Source organism: Symplocastrum torsivum, assembly GCF_059505465.1.
Map to the genome: position 1 here is coordinate 103664 of NZ_JCACKQ010000121.1, position 13333 is coordinate 116996.

At 48.5% G+C, this 13333-nt stretch carries 16 protein-coding genes and 1 pseudogene; 15 read left to right on the top strand and 2 right to left on the bottom strand.

All coding sequences use genetic code 11. From position 1 onward, the window contains the following. Positions 1 to 9: 9 nt before the first annotated feature. The gene (locus tag AC5JL3_RS30035) at positions 10 to 1227 is read right to left on the bottom strand and encodes an AAA family ATPase (protein WP_496077936.1); all 1218 of its coding nucleotides are present in this window, start codon (positions 1225 to 1227) and stop codon (positions 10 to 12) included. Between AC5JL3_RS30035 and AC5JL3_RS30040 the strand changes: the two genes are divergently transcribed. The 13 genes and pseudogenes from AC5JL3_RS30040 to AC5JL3_RS30100 all read left to right on the top strand — a co-directional run bounded on the left by AC5JL3_RS30040 (position 1227) and on the right by AC5JL3_RS30100 (position 9650). Next, the gene (locus AC5JL3_RS30040) at positions 1227 to 1364 is read left to right on the top strand and encodes a hypothetical protein (protein WP_496077937.1); all 138 of its coding nucleotides are present in this window, start codon (positions 1227 to 1229) and stop codon (positions 1362 to 1364) included. The genes AC5JL3_RS30035 and AC5JL3_RS30040 overlap by 1 nt on opposite strands. 66 nt (positions 1365 to 1430) lie before the next feature. After that, positions 1431 to 1766 carry a cation:proton antiporter subunit C gene (locus AC5JL3_RS30045; RefSeq protein ID WP_192218456.1) on the top strand — a complete coding sequence of 112 codons (336 nt, stop codon included), beginning with the start codon at positions 1431 to 1433 and terminating at the stop codon, positions 1764 to 1766. Next, positions 1763 to 3196, top strand: a complete 1434-nt coding sequence (locus AC5JL3_RS30050) for a cation:proton antiporter (RefSeq protein ID WP_496077938.1) — start codon at positions 1763 to 1765, stop codon at positions 3194 to 3196. Before AC5JL3_RS30045 ends, AC5JL3_RS30050 begins: the two co-directional genes overlap by 4 nt. Continuing rightward, positions 3193 to 3582: a Na+/H+ antiporter subunit E gene (locus tag AC5JL3_RS30055; protein ID WP_496077939.1), complete on the top strand. Its 390-nt coding sequence runs from the start codon at positions 3193 to 3195 to the stop codon at positions 3580 to 3582. Before AC5JL3_RS30050 ends, AC5JL3_RS30055 begins: the two co-directional genes overlap by 4 nt. Further along, positions 3579 to 3830, top strand: coding sequence for a hypothetical protein (locus AC5JL3_RS30060; protein WP_192218453.1), 252 nt, complete (start codon positions 3579 to 3581; stop codon positions 3828 to 3830). The genes AC5JL3_RS30055 and AC5JL3_RS30060 overlap by 4 nt, the downstream gene beginning before the upstream one ends. Further along, on the top strand, positions 3827 to 4105 hold the full coding sequence (locus tag AC5JL3_RS30065) for a monovalent cation/H(+) antiporter subunit G (RefSeq protein ID WP_496077940.1): 279 nt from the start codon (positions 3827 to 3829) through the stop codon (positions 4103 to 4105). The genes AC5JL3_RS30060 and AC5JL3_RS30065 overlap by 4 nt, the downstream gene beginning before the upstream one ends. Beyond that, on the top strand, positions 4098 to 4685 hold the full coding sequence (locus tag AC5JL3_RS30070; protein WP_496077941.1) for a DUF4040 domain-containing protein: 588 nt from the start codon (positions 4098 to 4100) through the stop codon (positions 4683 to 4685). Before AC5JL3_RS30065 ends, AC5JL3_RS30070 begins: the two co-directional genes overlap by 8 nt. Then, a complete protein-coding gene (locus AC5JL3_RS30075; protein WP_496077942.1) occupies positions 4682 to 5341 on the top strand; it encodes a Na(+)/H(+) antiporter subunit B in 660 nt (219 codons plus the stop codon). Before AC5JL3_RS30070 ends, AC5JL3_RS30075 begins: the two co-directional genes overlap by 4 nt. 620 nt (positions 5342 to 5961) lie before the next feature. Further along, a pseudogene (locus AC5JL3_RS30080) lies at positions 5962 to 6186 on the top strand (SulP family inorganic anion transporter); the annotation flags it as partial. A gap of 97 nt (positions 6187 to 6283) precedes the next feature. Beyond that, a complete protein-coding gene (locus tag AC5JL3_RS30085) occupies positions 6284 to 7378 on the top strand; it encodes a sodium-dependent bicarbonate transport family permease (RefSeq protein ID WP_496077943.1) in 1095 nt (364 codons plus the stop codon). 93 nt (positions 7379 to 7471) lie between these two features. After that, positions 7472 to 7804: a P-II family nitrogen regulator gene (locus tag AC5JL3_RS30090; RefSeq protein ID WP_190819978.1), complete on the top strand. Its 333-nt coding sequence runs from the start codon at positions 7472 to 7474 to the stop codon at positions 7802 to 7804. 84 nt (positions 7805 to 7888) lie between these two features. Next, positions 7889 to 8131, top strand: coding sequence for a hypothetical protein (locus tag AC5JL3_RS30095; protein ID WP_496077944.1), 243 nt, complete (start codon positions 7889 to 7891; stop codon positions 8129 to 8131). A 94-nt stretch (positions 8132 to 8225) separates the two neighbouring features. Further along, positions 8226 to 9650 carry a cation:proton antiporter gene (locus tag AC5JL3_RS30100; RefSeq protein WP_496077945.1) on the top strand — a complete coding sequence of 475 codons (1425 nt, stop codon included), beginning with the start codon at positions 8226 to 8228 and terminating at the stop codon, positions 9648 to 9650. A 314-nt stretch (positions 9651 to 9964) separates the two neighbouring features. Here AC5JL3_RS30100 and AC5JL3_RS30105 read toward each other — a convergent pair whose 3' ends face one another. Beyond that, entirely contained in the window at positions 9965 to 10675 is a 711-nt protein-coding gene (locus tag AC5JL3_RS30105) for a cytochrome b/b6 domain-containing protein (RefSeq protein ID WP_496077946.1), read from the bottom strand. A 113-nt stretch (positions 10676 to 10788) separates the two neighbouring features. On the opposite strand from AC5JL3_RS30105, the gene AC5JL3_RS30110 reads away from it, so the two are divergent. Then, complete coding sequence (locus AC5JL3_RS30110) at positions 10789 to 10974, top strand: hypothetical protein (protein ID WP_496077947.1); 186 nt, start codon at positions 10789 to 10791, stop codon at positions 10972 to 10974. 373 nt (positions 10975 to 11347) lie between these two features. Further along, positions 11348 to 13009, top strand: coding sequence for a bicarbonate transporter BicA (gene bicA / locus AC5JL3_RS30115; protein ID WP_496077948.1), 1662 nt, complete (start codon positions 11348 to 11350; stop codon positions 13007 to 13009). Positions 13010 to 13333: the final 324 nt, after the last annotated feature.

The following is a 13333-nucleotide window of genomic DNA, read 5'->3' on the forward strand; positions in this document are numbered from 1 at the left end:
CGTTTGCTATCAACTCAAGCGCTGGCGAAGCCACAAAGCAAATAGAGGTAGAGCAAGTCGGTAGCCTTGTTCAGAACCGTAAATCAAGCCTTTGTGCTGCAATCCTGCGATCGCACCTTGCAGACTGCCTCCTCTGGACAGGTAATGCTTGTGAATGTAATCTCGACTTTGTGGCTTGTCAGTAGGGTCTAACGCCAGAGACTCCAACAGATGTGCCTGATTGGCTGGCAGCAGCATGAGTAATGATTCAAAAACCATCGACAAATCAGTTAGCAGTTCTTGAATCGCCTGCTCTACGTGTTCGTTGCGAATTAGCCCATCAGAAACTCGTACCGACTTGAGGCGTCGCACCAGTGCCGAAGCATCGCCTAAGTGTCCCTGTACCGCATTGACAAACAGTTCCAGCGCTTGCGATCGCGGATCGAAGGTCAGCCCTTCGCCATGCAAAACTGCCTGAACCCATGCAGCGACTACATCGTCGGATAAGGGAGCCAACTGCACGGTTGCCAAGCTATTGCCTGGTTCATCAGGATGAAGACTGGTTTCTGCGATCGTTGCCACCAACACATAACTCACCTGAGTCTGACGCTCGATCTCTTTCCTCAAAAATTTTTCCCACACCCCATTGCGATCCCAAGAGCGGATGTGGGGGAAGCTTTCCAAAATCAGCACCACCCGTTCGCCCGAAGATTCAGCTAACCTTTGCAGGAGATTAAGTAATCCCTCAAATGCTCCCCATTGCTGCTCTTGGCTTTCTGCGCGAACAGGTTTCAGCCTCTGTCTGCCACTTCCTTCGTCTCTCAGGACAAATAATTCAGGTGCCTTGCGTTCAATCCACTCTCGCATTAGAGCTTGAACCGTTGCACATTGAAACGTCTGGTCTATACTCTCGCACAGCAGTTGCACGAAGCGCTGACCATCGGTAACCCGGATGCAGTCAACCTCCAGGATTTTTACCCCAACTTCTTGAGCCGCCCGTCGTACCAGAGTCCGCCGTCCGCTTCCCGGCACTCCAACAATCAGCAAGTTGCCATCACGGGCTAGAACCTGTGTAATGCGTTGAAATTGCGCTTGCCGCCCGACCAATTGAAATGGTGCTGATAAATCCACAAAATTCACGGCTTTAGCGTCCCGCTCTGAAGTGTAGAAACCTTTCTGCGGCACGCCTTCACTAGTTGGCAAGCCGCCAACGGTATCGGTGGGCGAGTCAGGGCTGAGGTTAGGCATTGATTTACTACGAATCGATTCTCTCATCCGGCTATTGTGTGTTTCATCCTACCGATCGCAAGCTCAAACCAACACCTTGGTGTGGCATGAGTCTATCGTTTACCTCGACACTTTTCAATAGTGTTAAGGGTTTTTAGCACTATTAAAAAGTGCTATATATCTTTTAGCACCATTTGACAGATATTTACTCATAGGCAATTCCCGTGTTAGAAGCATTCGTCTTCGCAACAATATTCTGTGGATTTTTCGGCATCATCCTTAAAAAGAACCTGGTTATGAAGATCATCTCGATGGATGTCATGAGCACAGGAGTTATCGCCTATTACGTGCTGGTTGCATCACGAGATGGCTTATTCACACCCATTGTTTCAGACGGCGCAAATGCCGCTTACTCCGATCCGGTTCCCCAGGCGGTGATATTGACCGGGATTGTGATCGGCTTTTCGATTCAGTGCGTAATGCTGGTCGGTGTCATGAAGCTGGCACGCGATAATCCCACCCTGGAAACCAACGAGATCGAGAAGAGCAATACCCCATGAATACCATTACCCTTGCTTGGATCGCACTACCGTTTTTCTTGGGGTTCACCATTTATCTGTTCCCCAAACTTGACCGATACCTCGCACTGTTCACGGCATTTGCTTCGGCTGGATATGCGTTGCAACTATTTGTCGAAAAGTCGCCGCTGACACTAGAGTTACTCGATCATTTCGGCGTCACATTAATAGTCGATCAGTTAAGCGCCTACTTTATATTGACCAATGCGCTAGTAACAGCCGCAGTCATCCTCTACTGTTGGCACAGCGGTAAGACGGCTTTTTTTTATGCACAAGCCATTATTTTGCATGGCAGCATCAATGCCGCGTTCGCCTGTGCGGACTTTATCAGTTTATACGTGGCGTTAGAGGTCAGTGGGATTGCCGCGTTTCTCTTGATTGCCTATCCCCGCACCGATCGCTCGATTTGGGTGGCATTGCGTTATCTGTTTATCAGCAACACGGCTATGCTGTTTTATCTGATAGGTGCGGTATTAGCCTATCAGACCAATCATTCGTTTAGTTTTGCAGCTTTGCGCGGAGCACCACCGGAAGCGCTTGCCCTGATCTTTCTGGGACTCTTGGTTAAGGGGGGAATCTTTGTATCAGGATTGTGGTTACCGTTGACCCACTCCGAATCGGAGACGCCAGTGTCAGCGATGCTGTCGGGAGTTGTGGTCAAAGCTGGAGTTTATCCGCTAGTGCGTTGTGCGCTGATGGTGGAGGAGGTCGATCCACTCATCCGGATTTTCGGAGTTGGGACAGCGCTGCTGGGCGTGTTCTATGCCGTCTTTGAAAAGGATACCAAGCGGATGCTGGCGTTTCATACGGTTTCGCAGTTGGGCTTTGTCCTTGCTGCCCCAATCGTAGGTGGCTTTTATGCACTGACTCACGGACTGGTCAAATCGGCACTCTTCTTAATTGCAGGTGCTTTACCGAGCCGCAACTTCAAGGAGTTGCAACATCGGCCAATCAATACAATGGTCTGGATTGCTCTGGTCATCGCCAGCTTCTCGATCTCAGGCTTTCCCTTGTTGTCTGGCTTCGGGGCGAAGGTGTTGACGACGAAGAATCTTCTGCCCTGGCAAGCGATCGCCATGAACATTGCGGCTTTGGGAACGGCAATCTCATTTGCCAAATTCATATTCTTGCCCCATAAAGCAGACGGCGAGGAGGCAGTAAAGCCCGGTTTCTGGCCAGCGACGATTCTGCTGCTCGGTGGTCTGTTTATAGCAAACATTGCCTATTACGAGGCTTATACCCTTGCCAATATCGTGAAACCACTGGCAACCATCGGTCTTGGTTGGTTGGCGTATCTTTTGATTTTTAAACGATCTGTACTCAAGCTGCCCCGTGTTGTGGAGCAATTTGAGCATCTGATCGGTGGCATGAGTCTAATGTTGCTCCTTCTCTTCTGGATGGTAATGGCATGATTGGACATCTGAATCTGATATTGCGACTGGTCATCTGGTTTTTGCTCACCGCAAACCTGAGTGTGGCAAATATTATCATCGGCATAGCCGTCGCCCTCCTATTACCGGGACGCCCTAAAACCCCGGAAGCATTAAAAGATTGGCTACGTGTGCTGGGTGAGGTCATAGTGGCGATTCCCCAGGCGTATAGGGAGGCATTTGAAATCATCTTCCGTCCCCATAGTCACGAGGATGTGACGATGGAACGAGTCAAAGCCGGACGGACACCCGGACTCATCTTCCTAGATATATTTCTGATCACCTTTACGCCCAAGACCATTGTTTTGAAATACCACGAAGATGGCTGGTATGAAGTTCACTGGGTACGAAGGAGGAAAAAGGCATGAACTTGGTACTGATTGCAATGATTCTGGCTCTGCTCATACCCATGTACGAGGCTTGGCAGGATGAGAATATCTGGCAGAAGATGTTGGCATTTTCAAGTATCGCCACCAAAACATCAATCATGATTCTAGTCGTATCCGTCTTACGGGATGATTGGATGCTCGGTGTTACAGGGGTGATCATCCTGAGTGTGGGTAATGCCGGATTAATGTTGTTGGCACAAGTCCTTAAACGCATAAATGAACTATGATCAACGCGCTTAGTTATACCTTCATAGGTATAGGAATTTTTTTCTGGTTTTGGGGAACCTTTCCCCTAGTCGGTCACCGATCAGTATTATTCAAGCTGCATACTCTTTCGGTTGCAGATACGCTTGGGAGTATGCTCATCATCGTCGGACTGCTCCTGAAAATACCCAGTGAATGGCCCCTGCTCATCCTGGGCATTATCACCTTAGCAATCTGGAATACAGTGCTGGGGTATGTATTGGCATACTCTTCCAGCACAGGAGGGAACGATGAGTGATAGCTATATCTATGTCATAACTGCCCTGCTACCGTTGTCCGCGCTCATGCTGATACTTCAGACCAATCCCTACCATGCCCTGGTAATCCAGGGAATACTGGGAGCAGTAGCGGCATTGGTATTTGCGGTTTTCGGGGCGGCGGATGTTGCTTTGACGCAAGCATTGATGGGTACTCTGCTGGCGATTACGCTTTATGCGATCGCAGTGCGTTCATCGCTGGTAATGCGTCTGGGTGTACTCGAAGACGGGGCGATCAAGGCAGATGACGAAGGTCATTTTGAGCAACTGATGAATGACTTACGAACAATTTTTGGCAAACACTATATGCGTCTTGAGCTAGTCCCGTACACGAATACGCAGGCTTTGCACCGAGCGCTGATGGACAAAGAAATCCATGCGACCTGTGCCAGACCAGAGCACGATAATCAAGACTCCGTAGCAACTGAGGACGAACAGCAACTCTATCACACCACAACTAGGGTTCAACGCCTCTATGAGATCATGCGAACCGAACTTTCGTCACCAGCGACAAGCCTAACCTATATAAATACACCAGACTCAGGGGAGGAACATAAATGAAATGGGTTTACATTGCAGCAGGGATAGCGCTGTTCGTCAAATTTCTGATCATGCCCAATCCGGCACCCGACTTATCGTTCTCGATCGTCCAAGCGCTTGTACAAGATAGTGGAGTACCTAATGCAGTTACGGCTGTCATTCTCAGGAATCGGCTGTATGACACGATCTTTGAAGTGGTGGTATTTACGATCGCGGTAATGGGTGCAAAGTTTCTACTGGCTGATGAAAGACCATTCTGCACGATCTATCAGTTCACCGATCAACCCTCGATTGTTATGGCGCGTCTGGGAGCAACAATTGCCGCATTGGTGGGTATCGAACTGGCGATTCGGGGGCATCTGAGTCCGGGGGGTGGTTTTGCGGCTGGAGTTGCGGGCGGAACGGCGATCGGTCTTGTGGCGATTACCTCATCATCGGAGTGGATGCAGGACATCTACAAGCGCTGGCACGCTGCTATATGGGAAAAGGTTTCGGTTCTTATTTTCATTGTCCTGTCGGTTATCACTCTAGCCGGATTAGAATTACCGCACGGAGAGTTGGGCGCACTTTTTAGCGGCGGGGTTATCCCCCTACTCAACATCCTCGTCGCAGTAAAAGTCGCGTTAGGTTCTTGGGCGGCTATTTTGGTGTTTATTCATTATCGGGGATTGTTGTAAGAGATGGGAAGTTGGGGAATTATATTAGAGATTAAGCTCATCCCCCTATGCATTAATCGCATCTTTCTTAATATTTGGGAGAGCGATCGCTAACGCTCGATCAAACTCCCATTCCTCCATAAACTATTCTTAATACAATTGAGTTTTTTTCAAGAAAGACAAGTGGCAATTTGTCAAGACTGGTATAACTATTAATCTTGAAAACTTTGTTTCACAATGCTTTCAAGCTTATTAAAAAAGCTCTAATTAATGCCTAGCATAAATAATGGGGGATTTCACACCATTAGTCATCACCCAGTACACCGCTCTCTATACAGTGAATCAGCAACCGATAGGTTGGTCGCTCTAATCTATGGAAAAGCTAAGAATTTCCAATGAAAAATTGACTGTTCTCTTGGTTAAGAAATGACTATTCATACGCAAATTAACGTATATTAAAAAAATCTTAAAGAATTAAATCACCCAAAAATTTGGAATCTCTGAGGACGTGGAGGCAGATTGTCATTTAAATCTGCTCTATTGTGCTACGGCTGATTCCGTTGGCAAGGCAAAACTTCTCCTTGCGATCGCTCAATAGTTCAAAGTCGATACTGTCCTACTATTCTGTCTGTCACTTTTCCATGTCAATTACTAATCGTATTCGTTTTAACAATGTGCGAGGTGACATCTTCGGAGGTGTCACGGCTGCCATTGTCTCATTACCCCTTGCCCTAGCTTTCGGGGTTGCTTCCGGAGTCGGACCCATCGGTGGTCTGTATGGTGCTATTTGCGTCGGTTTCTTTGCGGCGTTATTTGGTGGTACTCCTACGCTGATTTCTGAACCCACTGGCCCCATGACTGTGTTGTAGGGGTGAAGCGCCTCACTCTTACTCTCTTTAACTCTTTAAAGTTCCTTTAGTTCATTTATTGCAATACTCCTCATCAGAGGAGAAGGAGGTATTCGTGGATTTTTTGTCCTTGTTCTTAATGGACTTCGTTAAGCAGTTGCAGTCCCCAACACTCGGGTTTTTGATTGGTGGTATGGTCATTGCCGCCCTTGGTAGCGAATTGGTAATTCCAGAAGCGATTAATCAGATCATCGTCTTCATGCTGCTCATGAAAATCGGTCTGACCGGTGGTCAGGCGATCCGCAATTCCAACCTGACGGAGATGGTGATACCCGCAGCGTCTGCTGTAGCAGTAGGGGTTCTTGTTGTATTCATCGCGCGCTATACGTTGGCCAAGCTGCCGAAGGTCAACACCGTGGATGCGATTGCGACCGGGGGATTGTTTGGTGCTGTGAGTGGCTCTACCATGGCTGCAGCCCTGACACTACTGGAAGAACAAAACATGCCATACGAGGCATGGGCTGCCGCACTCTATCCCTTCATGGATATCCCAGCGCTCGTAACGGCGATTGTGGTGGCAAACATTTATCTCAGCAAGAAGAAGCGTAGTGCAGCAGGCGAGTCTCTCAGCAAGCAGACCGTTGCAGCAGGCGATTATCCCAGCAGCCGGCAAGAGTATCTCAGCAAGCAGCAGCCTGCGGATAATCGGGTCAAAATATGGCCGATCGTGCAGGAAAGCCTCCAGGGTCCTGCCCTATCGGCAATGTTGCTCGGCATTGCTCTTGGCCTGTTCACCCAGCCGGAAAGTGTCTATAAAAGCTTCTACGACCCCCTCTTCCGCGGCTTGCTTTCGATCTTGATGCTGGTCATGGGTATGGAGGCTTGGTCAAGACTTGGCGAACTGCGCAAGGTAGCCCAGTGGTACGTCGTGTATAGCGTAGTGGGACCGCTGGTGCATGGGTTCATCGCCTTCGGTCTCGGCATGATTGCCCACTACACCACAGGATTCAGCCTGGGCGGTGTTGTGATCCTCGCTGTTATTGCCTCCTCCAGTTCAGACATCTCCGGTCCGCCCACGTTGCGAGCCGGGATTCCGTCGGCCAATCCCTCTGCATACATCGGCGCATCCACAGCCATCGGTACACCCATTGCGATCGGCTTGGGAATACCGCTCTTCCTCGGACTTGCCCAGGCGATAGGTGGCGGCTAATCCCAGATGGGTCGCGGTCTGTCGGCGCTCCCTTGACCCGGCAGACCAAGCGACTCAATATATAAGATCAATTACGGTAAGGAGGTAACCAACATGGCTAAGCCAGCCAAAAAGCTTGTCATCGTCACGGAAAAGATTCTGCTGAAAAAGATCGCCAATATCATCGAAGAATCCGGGGCAACCGGTTATACGGTTCTGGAAACCGGTGGTAAAGGCAGTCGCAACGTGCGCTCGTCGGGACAACCCAGCGTTTCTGACACCAATGCGAATATAAAATTCGAGGTGATCACCCCGGATCGGGATATGGCCGAGAATATTGCGGATCAGGTCGCAATAAAATTTTTCCTCGATTTTGCGGGCATGATCTATATCTGTGACGCGGAGGTACTGTACGGGCACAGTTTCTGTGGACCAGACGGCTGTTGAATCGAGACGACACAGACCTAAAAAGCCGGGGCATGATCCCGGCGTTTTGGTGGCCGTTACTCAAAACGTTAGTCGATTTAGATTATGCCCAAATTGTTTGGTATCTCTGGCTCCCTTCGTCCTAAAATCTATCGCATTTTACTCGCCATGATTGTACACAAACCCGTTCCAGAACGTCCTGGACGCTGTGAACCGAGAGTCAGAAAGCGCCGACAATCAAGCTTATCCTCTCATGCAGCAGCCTCGTTCTTTCCTACGTCAGCAGATGGCGATCGCTTGATTAAATTGGAGCGCATACGGCAACAGCCCAATTGCGATTTCGGGTAGGGCTGATTGCTGGCGATCGCGTAGCGTGCCGTAAGCAATCGGTTGCCTCTAATTCAAATCAGGTTTAAATCGTTTTTACCACCACAACCTAATCATGTTTTTGAACCCTACAATTACAGCTTTAAGTTCTGGGATGGCATCCCTAGTTTCTCCCATGCCCTTGTTGGCAACGGTCGAGGCAGAAAATTCACCGATTGTTCTGGCGGGAGTTCTGCTGAGTTTAGTAGTGATTTATCTCGCCAGCAAACTTGGCGCAGAAGCGGCTAGACGATTTGATTTGCCACCCGTTCTGGGTGAACTGGTGGCAGGGGTAATTGTCGGGGTATCTGCTTTACACCTGATCATCTTTCCCGAAAGTGGACTTTCCGCCTCAGACTCAGCGGTTATGACCGTGCTGCAATGGATTAATCATCTGTCTCCCGCAGCCCTCACGAGTGTATTTGAGTCCCAAAGTGAAGTCATTTCAGTGCTGGCTGAATTGGGCGTGATTATTCTGCTATTTGAAATTGGTCTGGAATCGGATCTCAGACAACTCAAAGAAGTGGGTACTCAAGCTGTGATTGTCGCCTGTGTGGGGGTGGCAGTTCCCTTTGCCGCTGGTACCGTTGGCTTGATGATGTTATTCCATGTTGCCGCGATTCCAGCAATTTTTGCGGGGGCGGCATTGACGGCAACCAGTATCGGGATTACATCCAAAGTGTTGTCTGAAATAGGACAGCTTAAATCCAAAGAAGGTCAGATCATTGTTGGTGCTGCGGTTATTGATGATGTACTGGGAATCATTGTCCTGGCTGTTGTCGCCAGTTTAGCTAAAACGGGTGAGATTGATGTTGCGAATGTCATCTACCTGATTGTGAGTGCAACAGCGTTTCTGATTGGTTCCATTCTGTTGGGTGGCATCTTCAACAAAACCTTCGTTGCGATTGTGGAGAAACTCAAAACCCGTGGCAACGTGGTCATGCCAGCATTTATCTTTGCCTTCTTCATGGCATTTCTGGGCAACGCGATTCATTTAGAAGCAATTTTGGGTGCTTTTGCCGCTGGCTTGGTTCTGGATGAAACCGATGCCCGCAATGAGTTGGATGAACTTGTGAAGCCGATCGCCGATTTACTAGTGCCCATCTTCTTTGTGACTGTAGGAGCGCGGGCTGATCTGGGTGTGTTAAATCCGACGGTGCCTGAGAATCGTGCTGGACTTTTGATTGCCGCATTTTTGATGGTGGTTGCCATTGTCGGCAAGGTCGTGACGGGTTGGGCGGTGTTTGGTCAGCCCGGAATTAATCGACTTGCGATCGGGGTTGGCATGGTTCCACGGGGTGAAGTCGGGTTAGTGTTTGCCGGAATCGGTTCTGCAAGTGGGGTTCTGGATAAGCCGTTGGAGGTATCGATTATTGTCATGGTGATTCTGACCACATTTCTGGCACCGCCGTTTCTGCGGATCGCTTTTGGTCAACCTGTGGAACCCCCAACTACAGGAGAACCTTCGAGCGAACAACCCCTTGTAGTGGGTAAATCTTAGCCTACACCGTGAGGTTGCTGGGGGCGATCGATTTACCATGAACACCACAGATTGCGATCGCCCCACTATCAACCTCTTGCCTACTGCCTTATCAGTAATGTCACGTTTACTTAACCCTGAATACCAACCCTTGAAGTGTTGAAGCAATACATCAAACATCAAAGCCGCCGTTTCAGGGCGGGGCTTGAATCCCATTAATTTCGGTCACCGTTTATCAACCGAGTTTTTCATACTGTTTTATTGACTCTTAGCCAGTAGTTGACCGACTTTGCATCCGCTCCAACAAGTTGTTAGCTTATGTTCAAGCTAATCAACTACTTAAAGAGTGGAACAATCCAAGCAGCAGTTAGGCTCATCAACACGATAATCTCTAAAACTTTGATGGGAAAAGACAGTTTTCGCCACTCTTTAGCCAAAGTCGGTCGCAAACCATACCACCAGTGAACAATATTTTCGCGCCACAAAGCGGGACTATCTTTAGGGCGGAACTGGTAACTTAAGATTGACAAGAGAAGGGGAATTCCTCCTACCTTGGCACTCATTAAGAGATGCAAGGCGATACAGACAACCATTACCACCCAGGAAATGAGGTGAGCATAATACCAACCATGATTAAGCTCTCCCTTAGGTAACCAATTTTCATCCATCATCTTGCCAGAGAAAACGGCAAAAGTCAGTGCCAAGATAGCAAGCGTGTTAATTAGTCGATGCAGCGTGTACCACCATATAGGTTTACCCAACTGTCCAAGTTTTGCCACAAAATCCTGCTGGATAAGTCTTTTGTGTCCACGATGGAAAGCGTATAAAGCAAATAGAGGGAATATAAGTAAGGCATATAGCCCAAATGTGCCATGAATTCCTTCTATTTCCTTTAACTCAGGCAAGGGAATTCTTCCCCATCGTCCGTCGTAGACATCGTATGTCCAGAATGCGGTCAAAATCGCAGCAATTACGAAAAGACCAGTCAACCCATGCAGAATACGAAGCAGAAAAGGTTGATATGCGAGAGAGGGTTTTGCAGGCATGTTCAGAAAGTTACTGAAATCTTCCATACATCTTCCACTCATTAAATTGTCTCACCCTGAGATCGCCCTATCCAAAAAATCCAAAACCTATCAATTTAGATAGTGGTTGACGGATGCTTGGCACAGTTGTAGAGAGCGCGATCGCCAATATCGCAGCAGCGTTGCTGCGATATTGGCGATCGCCTATTTTCCCTAGTCGTGATGCTCCCGTAGTGAAAAACCCCTTGAGGTCATCGGTGATTGATGTACAGAGAAAGGCAGAGGGCAGGAGGCAGAAGGCAGAAGGCAGAAGGGAATAAAAAAGGGGAAAGCTTTAGTAGCAATAGGGTTTCAGACACTTTTGGGAAGATGTCGAATATTTAATTTATGGAGCAATAACCGATGGGTTGGTTGCTCTAATCTAGGGAAACGCTAAGAATTTTCAATGAAAAATTGACTGTTCTCTTGATTAGAGAGTGAGTATTCATACGCATATAAATGTATATTAAAAAAATATTAAAGTATTCAAATCATTCAAAAGTTTGGAATTTCTGAGGGCACAGAGGCAGATTGTCATTTAAATCTGCTCTATTGTGCTAGAGCAGATTTCTTTGAAAAGGCAGAAGTTTTGCCTTGCGATCGCTCAATCGTTCAAAGCCAGGACTGTCCTACTATTCTGTCTGTCACTGTTCCATGTCAATTACTAATCGTATTAGTTTTAACAACCTGCGAGGCGATATCTTTGGAGGTGTTACGGCTGCCATTGTCTCGTTACCCCTTGCCCTAGCTTTCGGGGTTGCCTCCGGGGTCGGACCAATCGGTGGTCTGTATGGTGCCGTTTGCGTCGGTTTCTTTGCGGCGTTATTTGGCGGTACTCCCACGCTGATTTCTGAACCAACTGGACCCATGACCGTGGTAATGACCGCGATTGTGGCAGGACTCACAGCCAGCAATCCAGAAAATGGTTTGGCGATGGCATTTACCGTTGTCATGCTGGCAGGGCTATTTCAAATCATCTTTGGCATTTTCAAGTTAGGGAAGTACGTTACCCTAATGCCCTACAGCGTCATTTCCGGCTTTATGTCAGGGATTGGCGTGATTTTGATTATTCTGCAAATTGCGCCGTTTTTGGGCCAAGCCCCACCTAAAGGGGGTGTTCTGGGCACAGTCGGAGCAATTCCGCAATTGCTGGCGAATATCAATCCGGCGGAGGCAATTCTGGGTGCTGTGACGCTGGCGCTCATTTTCCTGATGCCCAAAAAGCTGAAGCGTTTAGTTCCCCCACAATTAGTCGCGCTGATTGTCGGGACGGTGATTTCCTTAACGGTATTTCAAGGAGCAGATATTCGGCGCATTGGCGAAATTCCTGTAGGTCTACCTCCGTTATACGTCCCAACCTTTACACCCGGTCAACTGACGGTGATGTTTGTGGATGGGGTGATGTTGGGGATGTTGGGTTGTATCGATACCTTGCTCACAGCCGTAATCGCGGATAGTCTAACCCGGACTGAGCATAAGTCTGATAAAGAGTTGATTGGTCAGGGCATCGGCAACATTGTTTCTGGAATCTGCGGTGGCTTGCCGGGTGCGGGTGCAACAATGGGGACGGTCGTCAATATCCAAACAGGTGCAACCTCGGCGTTATCAGGTTTAACACGGGCGCTGGTGCTGTTGGTGGTAGTTTTGGGTGCTGCCAGACTTACCGAACCGATTCCGATGGCAGTGTTAGCGGGTATTGCCCTTAAGGTAGGGATTGATATTCTCGACTGGAGCTTCCTGAAGCGATCGCACCAAGTGTCTGTCAGGGGTTCCCTGATTATGTACGGGGTGTTGCTCTTGACGGTGTTTGTGGATCTGATCGTGGCAGTGGGTGTTGGTGTGTTTATTGCCAATATCCTCACCATTGAACGGTTGAGCAATTTGCAATCCAAGGAAGTCAAGCTGATTACCGATACGGATGACGACGTGCGGTTGAGCGCTGAGCAGAAGCAACTACTGGATAAAGGCAACGGGCGCGTCTTGCTGTTTTACCTGAGTGGTCCGATGATTTTTGGCTTGTCGAAGGCGATCGCACGCGAACACAATGCCATGAAGGAAGCCGATGCGTTGGTGATGGATCTAAGTGATGTACCCTTGCTGGGGGTAACGGCTTCACTGGCGATCGAAAATGCGATTCGCGATGCCCACGATAAGGGGTTACAGGTCTATATCGTCGGTGCCAGTGAGAAAATTCAGGGTCGCTTGCAAAAGTTAGGACTGTTTGATCTGGTGACCTCAGACCATATTCTAAGCGATCGCACCGAAGCCCTGCGTCAAGCAGTTGACCTGGTTTACAGCAAAGAGGCAATCGCCTAAGCCGCCTCATTGCAGGTTCTATGCATCGAGGCAACCTAATGCGTCAGAAAACTGGCTGGCGATCGCCAGGTTCTCCCCGCAAGCCTTGAATAGACCTCTTGCAAAAGTCGATTTTCGCCCCTTTAGTCCCTCAATTCTAGGCGAAACCTGAATTCAAAGTTTCTCAATTTTGGAGATTTAGGAAGCATTCTAGGATTTATGCAAGAGGTCTAATATCAAATAGAAAAAAGGTTAAGCTAAAGCGCTCAGACTTCTCTTTAGTCGGAACAAATCTAAACTCGTCAATTTATAAGAAGACTGGTATAAAACGATCGCTTACAAATC